At 45.7% G+C, this 16,650-nt stretch carries 14 protein-coding genes; 10 read left to right on the top strand and 4 right to left on the bottom strand.

Going from position 1 to position 16,650, the window contains the following annotated elements:
- Nucleotides 1-62 precede the first annotated feature (62 nt).
- The 7 genes from RDK53_RS01580 to RDK53_RS01550 all read left to right on the top strand — a co-directional run bounded on the left by RDK53_RS01580 (nucleotide 63) and on the right by RDK53_RS01550 (nucleotide 7,113).
- Entirely contained in the window at nucleotides 63-380 is a 318-nt protein-coding gene (locus RDK53_RS01580; protein ID WP_308512972.1) for a cytochrome c3 family protein, read from the top strand.
- A gap of 535 nt (nucleotides 381-915) precedes the next feature.
- Nucleotides 916-2,661, top strand: a complete 1,746-nt coding sequence (locus tag RDK53_RS01575) for an alkaline phosphatase (protein WP_308512971.1) — start codon at nucleotides 916-918, stop codon at nucleotides 2,659-2,661.
- 63 nt (nucleotides 2,662-2,724) lie between these two features.
- Complete coding sequence (locus tag RDK53_RS01570) at nucleotides 2,725-3,150, top strand: hypothetical protein (protein WP_308512970.1); 426 nt, start codon at nucleotides 2,725-2,727, stop codon at nucleotides 3,148-3,150.
- Nucleotides 3,147-3,833, top strand: a complete 687-nt coding sequence (locus RDK53_RS01565; protein ID WP_308512969.1) for an ATP-binding cassette domain-containing protein — start codon at nucleotides 3,147-3,149, stop codon at nucleotides 3,831-3,833. Before RDK53_RS01570 ends, RDK53_RS01565 begins: the two co-directional genes overlap by 4 nt.
- The gene (locus RDK53_RS01560; RefSeq protein ID WP_308512968.1) at nucleotides 3,830-5,044 is read left to right on the top strand and encodes an FtsX-like permease family protein; all 1,215 of its coding nucleotides are present in this window, start codon (nucleotides 3,830-3,832) and stop codon (nucleotides 5,042-5,044) included. The genes RDK53_RS01565 and RDK53_RS01560 overlap by 4 nt, the downstream gene beginning before the upstream one ends.
- A 96-nt stretch (nucleotides 5,045-5,140) precedes the next feature.
- Nucleotides 5,141-6,241 carry a metal-dependent phosphohydrolase gene (locus RDK53_RS01555; RefSeq protein WP_308512967.1) on the top strand — a complete coding sequence of 367 codons (1,101 nt, stop codon included), beginning with the start codon at nucleotides 5,141-5,143 and terminating at the stop codon, nucleotides 6,239-6,241.
- Between the two features lie 92 nt (nucleotides 6,242-6,333).
- A complete protein-coding gene (locus RDK53_RS01550; protein WP_308512966.1) occupies nucleotides 6,334-7,113 on the top strand; it encodes a response regulator in 780 nt (259 codons plus the stop codon).
- A 111-nt stretch (nucleotides 7,114-7,224) separates the two neighbouring features.
- Here RDK53_RS01550 and RDK53_RS01545 read toward each other — a convergent pair whose 3' ends face one another.
- Complete coding sequence (locus RDK53_RS01545; RefSeq protein ID WP_308512965.1) at nucleotides 7,225-7,773, bottom strand: Panacea domain-containing protein; 549 nt, start codon at nucleotides 7,771-7,773, stop codon at nucleotides 7,225-7,227.
- A gap of 391 nt (nucleotides 7,774-8,164) precedes the next feature.
- Between RDK53_RS01545 and RDK53_RS01540 the strand changes: the two genes are divergently transcribed.
- Nucleotides 8,165-9,949: a hypothetical protein gene (locus RDK53_RS01540; protein ID WP_308512964.1), complete on the top strand. Its 1,785-nt coding sequence runs from the start codon at nucleotides 8,165-8,167 to the stop codon at nucleotides 9,947-9,949.
- A gap of 12 nt (nucleotides 9,950-9,961) precedes the next feature.
- Here the strand turns inward: RDK53_RS01540 and RDK53_RS01535 are convergent, their stop codons facing one another.
- Both RDK53_RS01535 and dcuC read right to left on the bottom strand, forming a co-directional pair.
- Entirely contained in the window at nucleotides 9,962-11,092 is a 1,131-nt protein-coding gene (locus tag RDK53_RS01535; RefSeq protein WP_308512963.1) for a porin, read from the bottom strand.
- A 17-nt stretch (nucleotides 11,093-11,109) separates the two neighbouring features.
- Nucleotides 11,110-12,396 (bottom strand): C4-dicarboxylate transporter DcuC, encoded by a 1,287-nt coding sequence (gene dcuC / locus RDK53_RS01530; protein ID WP_308512962.1) that lies wholly within the window; start codon nucleotides 12,394-12,396, stop codon nucleotides 11,110-11,112.
- 259 nt (nucleotides 12,397-12,655) lie between these two features.
- On the opposite strand from dcuC, the gene pepT reads away from it, so the two are divergent.
- On the top strand, nucleotides 12,656-13,909 hold the full coding sequence (gene pepT / locus RDK53_RS01525; protein WP_308512961.1) for a peptidase T: 1,254 nt from the start codon (nucleotides 12,656-12,658) through the stop codon (nucleotides 13,907-13,909).
- Between the two features lie 242 nt (nucleotides 13,910-14,151).
- Here the strand turns inward: pepT and RDK53_RS01520 are convergent, their stop codons facing one another.
- Nucleotides 14,152-15,117, bottom strand: coding sequence for a LysR family transcriptional regulator (locus tag RDK53_RS01520; protein WP_308512960.1), 966 nt, complete (start codon nucleotides 15,115-15,117; stop codon nucleotides 14,152-14,154).
- A 109-nt stretch (nucleotides 15,118-15,226) separates the two neighbouring features.
- Here RDK53_RS01520 and RDK53_RS01515 point away from each other — a divergent pair, with 109 nt between their 5' ends.
- Nucleotides 15,227-16,639, top strand: a complete 1,413-nt coding sequence (locus tag RDK53_RS01515; RefSeq protein WP_308512959.1) for an amidohydrolase family protein — start codon at nucleotides 15,227-15,229, stop codon at nucleotides 16,637-16,639.
- Nucleotides 16,640-16,650 lie beyond the last annotated feature (11 nt).

Here is a 16,650-nt window from a genome sequence, read left to right as displayed (position 1 = left end):
CAACAATAGGCTACGGCTGTTGTAGTGGTGGTAGGGAATCCTCTTCGTTCACGAAGAGGAGGATGTCAATTGGTTTAGTCCTTGCAAGCTGCGCATGGGCAGCTGACACTACAGCAACAACAGCTGATCGGCACCAGAAAATGGGCGTCCAGTGCGCGGCCTGCCACAAAGACGGAAACACTGCTCTGCCGGTGAGAAAAGCACAGTGTCAGGCTTGCCACGACAGTTACGAATCATTGGCTCAACGTACGGAAAAGGTAAAGCCCAATCAGCACTACAACCACTTCGGAGATCGAGATTGCTCAACCTGTCACAAGGGTCATCAAAAGTCCGTGACTACTTGTGATACTTGCCATAAGTTCGATTTGAAAACGCCGTAAGGCCAGACTCCCTCGCTAATGCCTCCTCCGGTAGAGTAACTAGGCTCGAAACAGTAGACGCCTTGCGGAGAGGTAAAAATCCATATGACGAAGCATTCTTTCCATCACTTCAAGGAGGCTGCTTCGTTTATTTTATTAAGCCAAGGATCCTTTTCAGTCTCTGCCTCACATCACAAAAGAAACAATAGTTAATAGGAGAGGCTGGTTGTCCAGGTCCCATTCAAAGCTCTGTCACAAGCGAAGCGGTTTCTAACTCAAGAAACAGCCGACGATTGACTCGAGATATGAGCTAGTTTTGAGAAAACTCCGGTAGAGCCAGGCTTGGTCTTGGAGCTTGAGGCAGCCTCTCCATTCATCCCTGAGTCTATGTTGGAGTTTTCCCATTAATAATCAAAGTGTTGACGAATGTCATAAATCCTTCACAAGAACTTCAAGAATTGTTCATTAAACCGTCAATGATTTGTCACAACGGTTATTTATCGTTCTCTCCAACTCGCACTCAAGCGAAGTCCTTTAAATTAACTGTTGTATTTATATGAAAATCTCAAAATCTCTATCTTTCGTTTCTGTGCTGCTCTGTCTGGCCTCCGGCAATCTGAGCGCTACGGAAATTTATCCGGTTAGTCAGGCCAAATTCATGACCAATGCTAAATTCGATTTCAAAGTTGAATTTGACAAAATCTATCAGCCAAATGAAGTTAGCATCGAAATCAATGGGAAAAAGTTTGAAGAGACACTTCCCGGAAAAAGCGTATGGATTCCAAAGGAAGAAGAAGCAAATGCAAGCGCATTGATTTTACGAGGTACGGAAATCAAAAAGCCGGGCAAATATAACGTTGTGGTAAAAACACCGGACGGAGAGAAGAGCGTCTCGTGGGAGCTTTATTCCACGGCCGAGAAGCCGGTAGCCAAGAATGTCATTATCCTTCTGGCTGATGGATTGTCGGTTGGTCACAGGACCGCTGCCAGAATACTGTCAAAAGGCGTAGAAAACGGTATGTACAAGGCACCGCTCGCCATGGATGACATGCCGCATATGGCGCTCCTCGGAACTAGTTCGGTGGATACCATCGCTGCCGACAGTGCCAACACTGCTTCGGCCTATATGACCGGTCATAAATCCAGCGTGAATGCGTTAGGCGTCTATGCCGACAGAACTTCTGCAAGTCAGGACGATCCCAAGCAGGAGACAATTGCCGAACTGATCCGCCGCAAGACTCAAAAGGCAATCGGCGTTGTCACGGATGCGGAGCTCGAAGATGCAACACCGGCCTCTGTCGTCTCTCACACCAGAAAAAGATCTGATAAGGCCGATATTGTCGGAATGTTTTACCAGGTAAAACCTGAAGTTATGCTTGGCGGTGGATCCGCTTACTTCCTGCCTAAGTCCACTCTCGGCTCAAAACGTAAAGACGAAACTAATTACATCAAACTCTTTCAGGACAACGGTTATCAGCTTGTCACCAACAAAACGGAGTTAGCACGAGAAACCGGAGAGAAAGTTCCAGATAAGCTTCTGGGCTTGTTCCATACAGGAAACATGGATGGTTGGATTGATCGACACCAGTGGAAAGGAAATACCGTCAAAAAATTCCCCGATCAACCGGATTTGACCGATGCTTTTACTGCGGCAGTACGTGTTTTGGAAAAGAATCCTAATGGGTTTTTCTTGCTTCTCGAGGCCGGCTTAGTTGATAAATATTCGCATCCTTTGGACTGGACCCGTTCTGTCGGTGACACGATTGCTTTTGATAAGGTAGTCGAACTCGCCAAGGCTTACTGTGAAAAGCACCCGGATACGCTTCTGATCGTCACAGGCGACCACACTCACTCAATTTCAGTAGCGGGAACCGTTGACGATAACAAACCGGGAACCGATATGCGCGAAAAAGTCGGCGTCTACGCAAAAGCAGGTTATCCGAACTACGAAGATAAGGATAAGGATGGTTTCCCGGACGACTTTTCTCCAAGTAAGCGCTTGGCCGTGTTTTTTGGAGCACATCCGGACTACTACGAAACTTATCGATCCTTCCCGGAAAAGACCTTTACACCTGCTGTAAAGGATGAGAAAGGACACTATGTCGCAAACGCTCAGTACAAAGACCAACCTGGAGTTCACTTTGTCGAAGGCAACCTCCCGCGCAGCGAAAGTCAAGGAGTTCATACCGTGGATGACTTAGTCGTCACAGCTCAGGGACCGAACGCAGAGAAAATCAAAGGCTTTATGAATTCCACGGAAATTTTCCGCGTCATGGCCGATGCATTGGCTCTGGGTCATTAAAAACCTATAGGGAAGCGGCCGGGTTCAGTCTCCGGCTGCTCCTTAACAACTATTGAGCTTTCCATGAAACGAAGAGGATTTTTAGCATTGGGGTGTCTTCCTATTTGCGGATTCGCGGCAGAAAACAGATTTTGGTTTGATGAAATGTATGCCTCTAGCTCGGTCTTGGGTCTTACTTTTTCTAAAAAACTTACCGAACTGAAGGACAAGATTGTTTCCGTTCAAGGGTTTATGGCTCCTCCTTTGAAGGCGGATGCAGACTTTCTTGTATTGACGAAAGAGCCGGTGAGTCTCTGTCCGTTCTGTAATTCCGATGAGGATTGGCCTGACAGCATCATTGTTGTTCAATTGTCGAAACGTCAGGAATTTGTGCAAAACAATCGGCTCATTGAAGTGACCGGGACTTTAGAGCTTGGCTCAAAGAAAGATGCAAAGACCGGATTTGTCAGTCTTGTACGAATTACGGATGCCACTTTTCGAAAAGTATGAACGCAAATTTTGATTTAACGATAGAAAAGGCGAAAAGAACTGTTCCGGACGGAGTTAGTAATAGGACAGTTTTTTATTGCAACAAGCTTATCGTCAAGCAAGGAGCAAGACTCGGAATAAAAGGAGAGTCGGGTGCCGGGAAGACCACCTTTCTCAAACTGATTTCCGGCGTAATCACTCCGCAATCGGGAAAGATTCTCTGGGGAAAAGAGGATCTGGGTCTGCTTAAGGATGAGGCCCGCGATATGTGGAGAGGAGAGAATTTGGGCCTGATTTTCCAAGATTTTCGATTGTTCCCGGGACTAACGGCTTTGGAAAATGTGTTGCTTCCTTTTTCTTTTCGACAGAGCATTGACCGGGAACTTAAGGAGAAAGCTGCTCAACTTCTTGGTCGTTTTAACCTGCGTGCTCAAACGTGTTCGGAACTTCTATCGAGAGGAGAAATGCAGAGGGTCGCAATTGTCAGAACTCTGCTTCAAAAACCTAAAGTCATTTTGGCTGATGAGCCCACCGCCAGTTTGGATGCAGAAAATGCTCAATTGGTTATGAGCACTTTGATGGGAGTAGTCGAAGAGCTTGGCGCCACGTTAATTATGGTCAGTCACGACAGTCGTGTTATTCAACAATTTTCTCACGTAGCCGATCTTAATAAAGGTGTGCTGGAGGACGGAATCTTCAAATGAGAACAAGCTTGATTGTAAAGGCTGAGTTATTTCGCTCCAAAGGACTGTTGATCACCGTAGGCTTAATTCTTGCACTGGCTTTTTCTTTGTCTGCTGCAACAATGATGACGGAGCGGATGATTAAAGAATCTACTGTGCGAGCTGCAGAATCCTTTGATTTAATTATCGGAGCAAAAAACAGTCCGACAGCTTTGCTGTTTGGGACGGTTTACCTGCGGGACGAATCATTGCCGATGGTTCCGGCTGAAATTATTACCGAGTTAAAGAAAAGTCCCGGCATCGAATGGTTCGCTCCTATGACAGTAGGTGATAGAGCAGGAGAGGCGCCTATTGTCGGAACCACTGAATCTCTTGCAACTTTTGGCGGAACGGTACCTCTTCACTCCGGTCGTATGTTTGCTCATAGCCATGAAGCGGTGGTAGGCGCTGCAAGCGGTTATAGAGTTGGAGATCGTTTCTTTTCTACTCACGGGCGGTCGCAAGGCAGCCGTCACGAGCATCGAGAAGCCGGCGAGATAAGCGTGGTCGGTGTACTCGACTCAACAGGGACCCCATGGGATAAAGCGGTATTAGTTCCAATTGAATATTCTTATGAGGCTCACGGTATTCCTCTTTCCGGCGGCCGTCTCCCGGAGCTCAGCGATGAGGCTCTTAAAAAGCTGCCGGGATTCTCAGCGGTTATAGTTAAACCAAAGAGTGTGTCGGACGCTTATAAGCTGCACGGGAAATTTAACAAGACAACCTTTCAAGATAATAGGAAGAATTTTGTTTCGACAACCGGAATTTTTACCGGTGAGGTGCTTGTTTCTCTGTTTGCGGTATTAAACAGTGCCGGAAAAGCGTTAACTCTGGTGAATTTGCTGACATTAGTATTGGGCTTAATCGTTGTTTTAGCTTCAGGCTGGATTATTTCCGCTCTCCGAGCTGATTCGTTTACGCAATTACGCCTGCTTGGTGCTCCTCCCTCCTACATTCGGAAGGTTATTTTTAGTCTTGTCTTAATCACAGTAGCTGTTTCTTTGGCTTTTGGGTGTGTCCTTGCATTTGCAGAGGCGGAAATCTGCGCCTATTACCTTAGCCGAGAGACGGGCATTGTGATGCATCCGACCTTGAGTTTTGAGCTGCTCCAGCTTGTTTTCGGAACATTTTTCTTGGCATGTTTGTGTGCTTATCTTCAGAGCAAGCTCATTGCTCGCAAGCCTCTTTCGTAGTTGTCATAAAAAATTCATAGAACTTGCATTCAGCGTTCATAACTCAATCTTAGGCTTTCATTGTCAATCAATTATTTTTTACTTAAGGAGAATTAAATGACGTTATCCAGAAGAAAATTATTAAAGAGCGGTGCGGCAGCTTCCGTGCTCAGCGTTCTCGGAAGTATGAATCCAATCGCCGAGGCTGCGGCAGGTGAAATTCGTGCTCATTCTCTCAGCGACATTCTTTCCATGAGTCCTGCGAATGCAGCTCAAGAAAGCAAAGCAGTACAGGCTGCGATGAATGTCATCAATAATGCCGCCGCCTCTATTCAAGACGCAAAGCTTAGAGCAATCGTTCTTGAGATTATTAGAAATCCGGCCCCAACTATTGCGGGCGCCGATAAAGAATCTGTGACAAAAGCCTTGAAGGCTAAAGGCTATATTCCTGAGAGCAGAGAGAGCGCATATCCGGTATGCGAAAGCACCACTAATGCTCCTCAGGCGTTTTGGAGTGCTCCTGGTTCAGGCTATGCAAGTCATCACGCTTATCCGGGCGGATTGGCAACACACGTGGCATTGAACACTTTAAGCATTCAGGATTTACTTAAAAACTACAACGGAGTTTTTAACTGCGCATTAGACGCTGACACAGCCGTTGCTGCTGAATTGCTGCACGATCTTCACAAACCATGGGTTTTCCAGTGGAATAAGGACAATTCGAGTCGAAAAGAAGAACCTTGTGCCGGTACCGGAGAGCACCATGTTCTTAGTATTGCCGAATCCATGAAGCGAGGTCTGCCTGCAAAACTAGTTGTTGCTCAGGCTTGCGCTCATGATCATCCCGGCAATCCGAAGAGTGAAGCTTCTGTGGTTAAATGGCTTGACGCCGCTTCTATTTTTGCCGGTGTTGATCCGGTTAAAGCCGGTTATCTTGCTGCTGACAAGAAGACTCTTCCTTTGCCTCGCGGCATGGAAGGTTTTGCGGTTCATTTGGCTGACCATGACTTTGTGTTATCGGCACCGGCTTGCAAGTGGAGTGTAGAAGCTCTGCGTCAATTAGCTGCACAGCAGTACGGGATTCAAAACGAAAAAGATTTCAACGCATTTAGAAACTACGTGCTCGCTCAACTAACAGCTATGCGCTTGTATGCCATTCTCAGCTCTCAAGGCAAGGAGGCATTCGCAGCAGAAGTGGCAAGAGCCGTACGAAATTAAACAGAAAAGCGGCCTCGGATGGCATACAGATAGGTGAGATCCGGGTGGTTTATTTACTGGTACCTGCGTAGAAGAAACTGCAGGTATTTTTTTTGCCTGTTGAAGACGAAACAAAATGTCACGGAAGCGTCATATCGATTCGCTATCGTGGCGTCGAGTCAAAACTTTCAATACCAAGTATGCCAATAAAAGTGCTAATCGTCGAAGATGAACGTGCTATTCAAGAACTTATCGCCTACACCTGCAGAACCTCCGGCTTTGAAGTCGAACGTACGACAACCGTAGGAGAGGCGCAAAGAAAAATCGAAAATCATGTTCCGGATATTATTTTGCTCGACTGGATGCTTCCGGATTGCTCCGGGCTTGAGTGGCTTAATGAGTTGAGACATCGTGAAGAGACGAAAACAATTCCGGTTATTATGCTGACCGCCAGAGGACAGGAAGACGATAAAGTCTTAGGCCTTGAAGTAGGAGCCGATGACTATATGGTCAAACCGTTTTCTCCAAGGGAGCTTATCGCTCGTATTCGAGTGGCAATAAGGCATCGAGCTGGAGGTACAGAGGCCGAAGAAAAGATTGTCTGCGGCCCTTTGTCTATCGATCCGACAAAATTTGAAATTAAGGTTGCCGATCAGACTCTGAAAGTTTCTGTGACGGAATTTAGGATGCTTTTGCTTTTTGCCCAACACCCGGGCCGCGTCTATTCTCGACAACAGATTATTGACAAAGTATGGGGATACGGAGTTTGCATTGATGAGAGGACCGTTGATGTTCACATGCTGAGGCTCAGGAAACAGTTGGCAAGGACCGTAGTTAAGGAGCTCATAGAAACTGTTCACGGAATAGGTTACCGCGCTCGAGAAATTGTCTGAGGACTGCATGGGTTGCATATTGTCCGAGCAGAAACGTTTGAATGACTATCAAACCGAAGAGATTGCGGAAGTAGTAGGGACAAAGCTTTTCTTTCCTCATGAGAGAGGAAATCATTGCATTTCCTTGGAAAATTCTTGAAGTTTTTTAAATTCGGCCAGCCTCTCCAGAGTCGAATGAATCTGTGAGGAACTGTAGCCTTCTGCCTTTAAAATATCGGCTAGCTCGATAGAATCATCTTTGCATTTTTCCCATTCAGGACAAATAGTACGAGTAAGCTTGGAGAGATTATATTTGTCTATCTTCCCGTATTTTTCCCAAATGCTTTCCAAGATGTCTTGGGCTATTGGACTCAACAGCTCAAAAGTTTCCAGAGGATCTTTTGAATCTACTTCTTTTTTTAGACGAGTATCAAATTTTTTATGTTCAATCCAGTCGGGCAGGAACATATCCTGTTTTAAATAGTTATAGGTAAAAGAAGGAACGGGCCCAAGTTTCATGGCAGAGTAGGAGTCGCCTGTGAGTGTTTTTCCTGTTTCTAAAAGCGCCTTTCGATCTGCTAGGTAAACAAGTTTGAGGAGTTTGAGGTACGACATAGTTCCGCCGGCCTTCCATAAAAAGTAGCCGACTATGTGTTCTGCGGTTTCAAAGTCGAAACTCATATTTTTCCTCTCCTGGATGATTCTTTTATTATATTGAAACTCGAGAAATAACCGCTTGTCCTCTTGGTGCGTGGGGTTCTTTCTTAGGGGGAGTGAGCTCTGACGCAGAGAACTCTGTGCTTTTTACTGAGGAAAGGCACCTATTTCTGTATTTGCTCTATAGACTAACTTTTGTTGGCTATAACTAATGATTATTATCAATACTCAACCGAGAAAGAATTTTGAAGGGACTAGAGGGCAACTACCAGTCTTTCTTGGTTAGCGAGAGGGCTTTGAATTTATCTTTTCCAGGATCTAAGAGAAGCAATAAAAGCCTCGAACTTTCATAAATGCCGAATGCTGAAGATGTTGCAGCATGGTGAAGATATTCGTGGGAGCAAGTAGATAAAGGATGAAGGAAAAAGGACATACGGTTTTAGTTTGGTCGCCCAAAGGATTAGCGGATCTGCGAAGCGACGCTTACTTGGAGAAAAAGCAGGAGTTCTTAAATGGAATAATTTTGCTTCAACGTCTGAGTTCATTTAGACCGCGGGACGCTTTGTCAGCCGAAAATCTCATCGCTCTTCTGGAAGAAACAGAAAAACTCAAAGAAACTTTAATGACCTGCTGCAAGGCGGCTGAAACAATCGCCGCCGCCGACAGCAAAATTTCAGCAGAAAAAGTCAACGTGATGGAAAAGGCTTTGATTCTGCGGAAGGTCTCCAAAGAAATACAAGATTACTTCCAAGAAGCCTTGGATAAGAAAACATTTTCGTCAGAACTCGCAAAAAAATGGTTGGAGGAGAAAAGAAAATCAGGCTCCGAGTCCTCCCAAGGTTTAGATAACAAAGTAGAGATGCTTGTCCTGGAACCGCTGTTTTCTCTTTACTTCCACCTGAAAGGAAGTATACAAACCACGGTGATTTTTCCTGATGGCTCTATTAAAAGAGCTTCGCCTTCGGCTATTAATTTTTTGCTCAAGAATACCGCCGAACCCGAGAAGCGCAAAAGGATTTTTAATGCTCTCTCGGCGAGTTTTGCTCAAAATTCAACGGTTTTCTGCGATATCTTGAATTCAGTTACCGGAGCTCATCTCCTGCACGCCTCGCGCAATAACCAAACCATTTTGGAATACGCTTTATCCCAGGAGAACATAGGGAAGGCGGCATTTGATGCTGTTTATGTTGCGTACTGGGAACGAATGCCTGAATTGCGGAAAGTGATTAGATTTCTTGGTTCCTGCCTCGGAAATGAGACCTCTCAAGCTCTTCCGACGGCCTTGTTCGGGACGGCTCTTCCTCATTTAAGCTGTCCGAGCCATTTGCGTTCTTTTGAAATGACTTTGCAAGTATTAGAAAAGGCGGTTCGAGATGTATTTCCCAATTTTTCAGAATTTTTAGAAGAGTGCCGAAACGGCCGTTGGATAGAAACTCACAATTACTCAGGCGGCGCCGGTGGCGCATGGTGTTCGGAAATCCCGTCGGATCGAGCTGTCGCCGTTTATGTGGACTACGAAGCAAATATTAATCGGGCTTTCGAAACGGCTCACACGCTAGGAGATGCATTCTTGCGTTGGTCTACTTTCCGGGTCCCTTACCATCAGAGACGATTGTCTGAATTGCGTTGCGAGTTTATCGGCAGACTTTTCGAAGAACTGCTTCTCCGGCATCTTCTCATGTGCACTCAAAAGCCGGAGGACAGGTGCGCAATATTGTGGCACGGCTTAAGAAGACTGGTTATCAACTTGGTCCAAATACCGTTTAGGTTTCGGCTGGTTGAAAGAATTTACGCCGAGAGGTCGAATGGATATCTTTCGGTAGAAAAAATCAACGACTTGACAAGAACGTGCTGGACTCACTTCTTCCAAGATACCGTGGCAGATACGGACCAGTATATCTGGGCAAGAAAGCCTCATTTTTATAATCCGGTGAGACCTCACCATGATTTTCAATACACGCTCGGATTCCTTTCAGCAAACCTTTTGATTGCGGCTCTAAAAAAATATGAAGGGCCGGAAGATATCGGAAAGTCGATTTTAGAGACCTGTGCGTTGTATCCCTACGAAGAAATTTTTAGAAGAATTTTGAATATTGATATAGAACAGAACGAAATTTGGAAGAAGGCCTTGGACGAGGCGCTTCTTCCAATGGGAGAAATTAGATCTTATATGAGTTACATCTTCCAGAAGGAAGATTAAATACTCAAGTGATTAGAAATAGTGGGAAAGCCCAAGTGTTCCGTAGAATGCCTTTGGTTTGATGGATTCGTTGGAAGATTTATATTTGGCACCCGAGGCTCCAATGGCTGAATACAGCTTAGTGTTCTTAGAGAAAGCATACTGATACCCTAAGCCGACAAAACCGCCGTCAACTTTAAGTTTGGATGCATACTGATCTGTGTCTGCGTGTACATAGCCGGCTGCGCCTAAAAGATTTCCGCCGAGAACAGGAGTTGAGAAACCTAAGATGACGCTGCCGCCTTTAAGGCCGTCAATTACTTTGAGCTGTTCGGCAGAAATTTTGCCGATGCCGTGGTCTTTCATGTCGCCGAAAGCCGGAGTTCCTACACCGTCCGCATTTCTAAAGTATTGCAGAGAAAGATAGGTAGTGAAGCTTTGGAGTTTCCAGTTTCCACCGGCAGTCACTCTCCACATGTCTTTTGGATTTCTCTTTAAAGTCGTGAGTTTTTCATTAACTCTTTCGAAGAGGACCACACCTTCAGCTTGTGATCCTTTCCAAGTCACGCCTAAACCGAAATAATGATCGGAAGTTGAACGGTTTTCATGATCTTCTTCACCCATGGAATATTGAGTTGTAAGCTGGAATCCGTCCATAACCGGAGAGCGGTAGATAACGGCATTGTCATTGCGGGATGCGGGCAGTTTGGCATAGACGATGTTTTGGTTGCCAATTTCCCAGATGCCGGTTCCGAAAGGATTTACGTTTCCAAGAAGGTTAAAGGATCCACCGTCAGTTCCAAGGACGGAAGAGCGGCCGGCTGCGAGGATGCCGTAAGGAGATTCAATTTGCAAAGTGGCTTCTCTGCTGAATGCAAGTCCTTCTGAGCCTTCTGCACCGGTGTCGGAGTCAAAGCCGTTTTCCAGCACGAATTTGACTTTATAACCGTTTCCGAGGTCTTCGGTTCCTTTGATGCCAATGCGGTTAGAGGTACCGCCTCCGCTAATCATTTCAACATTGTTGACGGTAGAGCCCAAGCCGTTGTCAACGTGCGAGGCGCCGACTCCGACGTCGATTCTTCCGTATACGGTTACTGAAGATTCTGCGTAAGCGGTTGCAGTAAATGAGAGTGCTGCTAGTAAGGCAATGGAGAGTTTTTTCATTTTGATTCTTTCGGTTGTTACATAAGGAAGATGGTAAAAACGATGGCGCCGAGGCTGACTAAAGCGGAACGTTTAATTACTTCGATTGGAGAAGTTCCGGCAATACCTGCAATCAGAATAACGCCGGCGGCTAATGGAGAAGATACGCGGCCGAGGGTTGCGGAAAGGCAGGTCAGGAAGCCGAGGTCTTGGATCTTCATGCCGAAATCAGCGGCGTGAGGTACAACGGATTCGCAGAAGGCAAAAGCTGCTGCATTGCCGGATCCGGTCATAACACCCAGAATATAAGGACCGAATGAGCCTCCGATCTTTGCGATTTCTGAAGAGTCCTTGAGGTAGTCAATGAATCCGGTAACTACACCGCAGCTTCTTAATCCGGCTGCAAAAACACCGGCGGCGATAATTAAGCCGATAATGTTGCCGTAGCCTGAACCCATCCCGTCAAAGAATTTCTTAACTAATTCGGCAGGATTGCTTCTAGTCACAAAGATGACGTAGATGAAGCCGATTAACATGGCAGTAGCAACGCTCATCTTGATTTGCGGGAACCACAAAGAGATTACGAACAGAAGCACAACCGGAAGAAGAGGAGCAAAGGCTTTAAGGATGTTCGGGTTAGCCGGAAGCTCTGGTAAGGGGCGGTTCAATTCTCCGGAGTCGGCAGCTCCTGCTTCTTGGAAAGTACCGTTTTTCTTGTAGTCCCCGAAAAGGAAACAGATAGCTGTCAGTGCGATGACGCAGAAGACGAACAAAAGAAGGATTTTGCCGGAGATGTAGTTGATTTGATCCATTACGGCAATGTTTGCAATTTGCGCTACAAGGATGTTGTCAGTTGAGCCGGGAGACCAATAGTTAGGCAGAGTAGATGAAATAATCGCTGCTGCGGCAATTGCCGGACGGAAGCCTGCTCTAATCATGAGTGCGACAAGTGTTGGGCCGATAGCGGCACACAAACCTGCTAAGGAACCGATTGCCAAGGAAGCGACACCGGTTACCAGCATGCAGCATGGAAGAAGCAAAACACCGAGTTTGTTTAAAGGCTTCGTTAAAAGACTGACCAAATGAAGGTCGCATTTAGTCATCGTAACGCAAGCCGCAAAACCCATAGAAGAACAGATTGAGATAATCAGCGCCTTATTTGTCATTGATTTATCAAACTGCAGAAAAGCCTCCATGGGATCCATGGAGAGTACGCACATGGCTAAGCCTGCAAGAAGAAGTACTAGACGAGTCTCGTACCGCTTAATAAGGCCATAGATGGTTCCTATTACTGCCGCAATAGCAACCCAAGCACTAAAAGTCATTTTTGTCTCGCAAAGTTGAAATGAACGGGCTCATGTTAGAGAGCAGAGCTAATTTCAAAAATCAGGAAATTCAATTAAATCAATTGGGAATAACGCTGTATTGTGAAGATATTTATAAAATCAAGAATTAACAATAACTTTATGAAAAATAATGAGAATTATAACTATCTACCCATATGTGAGTAAGTAATTTCCTGCATGACTATTTGATAAACCCGAGCAAATAATGCCGAAAGTTCTTAATTATTTTTGAAAGAAAATGACTCCTAAAAAATTTCCGAACATCGTTCCTGAGTTTCTAAGTTATGTTCTTTATGAGACTCAGTCTTCAAGAGAAAGCACAGAAGAGCCTTCTACCCCTAATCAATTGCTTTTAGCCGAGGAGCTGGTCACAGAGCTGAAGTCTTCCGGATTGCGAGACGCACATATCGGGAAGGGCGGCGTAGTTTATGGAACGCTTCCCGCCACGCCGGGCTGTGAAGATTGCCCGGGACTTGGTCTGATCGCTCACATGGACACTTCTCCGGATGCTCCGGCAGTCAATATAAAGCCACAGATCTTGGTTTATGAAGGAAAAGACGTACTTCTGAATCCGGAGAAGGGAATCTATTTCAAAGAAGAAGCCTTCCCGGAAATTAAGAAATACCTTAATCAGGAAATCATTTTTACAGACGGCACAACTCTGCTGGGCGCTGATGATAAAGCCGGAATTGCAGCTATTACCGCTTGCATGGCTTATCTCAAAACTCATCCGGAAATTCCGCATGCAAAAATCTGCGTAGCCTTCACGCCGGATGAAGAAATCGCAAAAGGAACGGTCAATTTTGATATTGAGCATTTCGGCGCTCAGTATGCCTATACTTTTGACGGCGGCGAGATTGGAACTTTAGAAACCGAGAACTTTAATGCAGCCACGGCTTTTGTTCAGATTGCCGGCGTTGTTGTTCATCCTGGTCTTTCTAAAGGAAAGATGGTTAACTCCTTGAAACTGGCTGCTAACTTGATTAGCCGGCTTCCCGCAGATCAAGCCCCTGAAACAACTGAAGGCTATGAAGGCTTTATCCATCCGAATAAAGTTGAAGGAACGGTTGCATCAACCACTGTTCGTATTTTGATTCGCGATCACGACAAAGCTAAGTTTGAAGCCAAGAAAGAACTTCTGAAAAAGCTGGTAGAAGAGATCCAAGAATCCGAACCAAGAGCAAAAGTAAGTTTGACTATCAAAGACAGCTACGAAAATATGCGTCCTTATTTGGATCAAGCTCCTAAGGTAATGGAAATTGTCCGTCAGGCGTATAGAGAAGCAGGAATCGAACCGATCGAAGAGCCGATTCGCGGAGGCACTGACGGTGCTCGTCTGTCTACTAGAGGCTTGCCTTGCCCGAACGTCTTTACCGGCGGAATGAATTACCACAGCGTCTACGAATGCATCCCGGTTAAATCACTGGAAGCTGCTGCTGACGTAGCGTTGAGTCTTGTCCGTCTCTCTTCTCAAATTAAGAGCTTGAAATAAGAATTAGAAGAACAGGGCATTTTTTCGAAAATATAGTGATTTTTTCTTCCGTTGTTCTCTAAAGAGAGCAATTGCTTGAAGCCAATGCACCCGTGGACTTGCAAAAGCGGTTCACGGTTTTTTTTCATTAAAAAGTTGGCCGATAAGAGCAACAGTCAGCCTCTGCTGGCGCTTCTCGCCTAGCAAAATGATCTTCCCGATGCGCCTACAGAACAAATGAGGAGAAGTGTCCCAAATCAGTTCTACCTCAGGTACTCGTCATAAAGAGCTTTCGGGACTGCCTTTTTGAGTCGGGCCTCGCAAGAGGCTTCCGTTTTGGCAAATTCCTTGGCCATGTAATCTGCAAAGCGGCGAAGGTAAGGTTTCTTCCAGTCGTCTGTATGAATAGCCACATAATTCTCTTGGGAAGGCCGGTGCCAGCCGTTAAGAATAGGAACTAATTCCCCTCGTTCTATCTCGTCAATGCAGTGAAAAAGCGGAAAGCCTAGAGAAATGCCGATTCCTTGAAGAACGGCCTGTTTTGCCATTTCCACATTACTCCACCGGATAGAGGTTGTCTTCGGGATGTTCATGACTTCCGCACCTTTTCTCAAAACATAGTTGACGGAAAAAGCATAACGGGACGGATATAGGCTCGAGAAGATATGGTGATGTTCAAGGTCTTGAAGAGTTTCGATAGGACCGTTTTTTTCAAGATATTCTTTGGAGGCAACCGGCATAAAAACCATCTTTCCTCGCGAAAGTAAAACACAGTCCGGAAGCGGGATAACGCCGGAAATAAAAGCAATGTCCGCTAATCTTTGCTTGAATTCTTCAACATCTAAGGGAGCGATGACATTTACACGAGTCCTAGGATTTTGGGCAACGTATTGTTGAATCATCTTCGGCATATATTTGGCATGCGTGTTGCCGATCATTAACCGGATAATCTGAGAATCATCGCAAACTCTATCCGAAAGAATATTGGAAATTTTTTCTCGAGAGTGAATCATCGACTCCGCATAGGGAAACAGCTCATAAGCGGTCGGTGTCGGAAGAAAAGGTCTTCCGGTTCTATCGAAGAGTTGGACACCTAGCAGTTTCTCAAGTTTCTGAAGTTTCTTCGATACTGAAGAACTTTCCATATTAAGTTTTACTGCGGCATCCTGTACCGAGCCTTCATTGAATACGGCCAAGAATACTTTCCAAACGTCCAGGTCTTCAGTCATCTTATTTCCAGAACAGAAATCTATGTTGCTATTTTAGATATTTTCTTATCGACATATTCCGGAGGATCTTTAGACTGGAATCAGGTTAATCCACTCCAAGGAGCAAACCATGGCTGATTTGATTATCAGAGGAGCGCGAGTGGTTGATCCGCTCAATAAGCTCAACGCCTTCAGAGATGTTGCCGTCGAAGACGGGAAAATAAAAGCGGTTGCTGAAGAAATCTGCGAACCTTCTTGTGAGGAAATTTCAGCGGCCGGTAAAGTTCTCATCCCCGGAATCATTGATATGCATACACATATGCGTACCGTGCTTGGCCATAAGCACGCTCAAAGAATGATTGCCAAAGCCGGTGTCTGTACCACCTTAGATATGGCCGGTCCCCTCGAAGATATTCTTTCTACCGTTTCTGAAACAGGAGCAGGTGTAAACATCGCAGTTTTGGAAGCTGCTAGGGAAGGTTTTACTTTGTCCTCTTCCCGGCCCTCTCTAAGCGAGCAAGAAGACTTTCTAGACAAAACTCTTGAACAGGGCGGGATCGGCATAAAGCTGCTCGGCGGCCATTTTCCGATGGATTTTGACATTAGTGAGAGCTTTATTGACACCGCCAATCAAAAGAAAGCCTGGGTTGCTTGGCATGTGGGAAGTACAAAACATGGCTCCAACATTGAGGGACTGAGGGAGGCTGTGGCTGCAGCCGGTACGGATCGTTTTCTTCATGTGGCTCATGTAAATAGCTATTGTCGTGGCCAAGTTCTGAATGAACGAGATGAAGCTTTGGAAGCCATTGAGCTGCTCAAGGCGCACCCCAATATTTTCTCTGAGTCTTATCTGTCTCCTCTCAACGGAACCAGATTTGTAATCCGAGACAATCTTCCCGTAAGCAAGGTAACGACTACTTGTCTTCTCAAGCTTGGGTACTCAAATGATTATGAAGGTGTAAAGAAGGCAATTCTGGATGGAGCTGCGGGTGTGTTGGCCGATACCGGCGTAATCGGCGTTCTTCTTTCCGGCCGTGAAGGCGTTCAATATTGGGAAGCGCGCAACACGGAATGTGTCGGCAGTTTCAGCGTCAATCCTGCAGTGAGCCGCTTTTTATTGGCAACGGCAAAAAGAGCTGACGGCTCCTTCGTTGTGGATTCTTTTTCAACAGACGGCGGTTGTTATCCGCGTAACGTGATTGTTGAAAATGGTCTGCTTCTCGTCAAATTCGGCGCTCTTTCCTTGACGGAATATGCAGTGAAAGCTAGTTTGAATGGAGCTCGTGCCTTGGGCCTTCCGAATAAAGGCCATCTTTCTGTTGGTGCAGATGCTGATATTTCCATTCTGGATATCGAAGCCGAAAAAGCTTTTGCCACGATTGTAAACGGCCGAGTTTCCATGCTTGACGGAAACTTGGTTGGTTCCGGTACTACGTTCATCTGTGATGAAAGAGGTGCAGGAACTTTAAAGCGGAGAGGGCTCCCATATGTCGTCAAAGCCCCGCTTTCTTTAGCCCAAATCGAAAACCGCTATATCCCATAAACTATTAGGAG

It is taken from the genome of uncultured Turicimonas sp. (genome assembly GCF_902477955.1).
GTDB lineage: Bacteria > Pseudomonadota > Gammaproteobacteria > Burkholderiales > Burkholderiaceae_F > Turicimonas.
This window is presented reverse-complemented; position numbering and strand designations above follow the sequence as displayed.

What these genes read in the sequence shown, in the direction of transcription:
- RDK53_RS01535 (WP_308512963.1), bottom strand. Translation starts at nt 11,092, where the DNA reads ATGAAAAAACTCTCCATTGCCTTACTAGCAGCACTCTCATTTACTGCA.
- RDK53_RS01580 (WP_308512972.1), top strand. Translation starts at nt 63, where the DNA reads ATGTCAATTGGTTTAGTCCTTGCAAGCTGCGCATGGGCAGCTGACACT.
- pepT (WP_308512961.1), top strand. Translation starts at nt 12,656, where the DNA reads ATGACTCCTAAAAAATTTCCGAACATCGTTCCTGAGTTTCTAAGTTAT.
- RDK53_RS01540 (WP_308512964.1), top strand. Translation starts at nt 8,165, where the DNA reads ATGAAGGAAAAAGGACATACGGTTTTAGTTTGGTCGCCCAAAGGATTA.
- dcuC (WP_308512962.1), bottom strand. Translation starts at nt 12,396, where the DNA reads ATGACTTTTAGTGCTTGGGTTGCTATTGCGGCAGTAATAGGAACCATC.
- RDK53_RS01515 (WP_308512959.1), top strand. Translation starts at nt 15,227, where the DNA reads ATGGCTGATTTGATTATCAGAGGAGCGCGAGTGGTTGATCCGCTCAAT.
- RDK53_RS01560 (WP_308512968.1), top strand. Translation starts at nt 3,830, where the DNA reads ATGAGAACAAGCTTGATTGTAAAGGCTGAGTTATTTCGCTCCAAAGGA.
- RDK53_RS01570 (WP_308512970.1), top strand. Translation starts at nt 2,725, where the DNA reads ATGAAACGAAGAGGATTTTTAGCATTGGGGTGTCTTCCTATTTGCGGA.
- RDK53_RS01575 (WP_308512971.1), top strand. Translation starts at nt 916, where the DNA reads ATGAAAATCTCAAAATCTCTATCTTTCGTTTCTGTGCTGCTCTGTCTG.
- RDK53_RS01545 (WP_308512965.1), bottom strand. Translation starts at nt 7,773, where the DNA reads ATGAGTTTCGACTTTGAAACCGCAGAACACATAGTCGGCTACTTTTTA.
- RDK53_RS01520 (WP_308512960.1), bottom strand. Translation starts at nt 15,117, where the DNA reads ATGACTGAAGACCTGGACGTTTGGAAAGTATTCTTGGCCGTATTCAAT.
- RDK53_RS01565 (WP_308512969.1), top strand. Translation starts at nt 3,147, where the DNA reads ATGAACGCAAATTTTGATTTAACGATAGAAAAGGCGAAAAGAACTGTT.
- RDK53_RS01555 (WP_308512967.1), top strand. Translation starts at nt 5,141, where the DNA reads ATGACGTTATCCAGAAGAAAATTATTAAAGAGCGGTGCGGCAGCTTCC.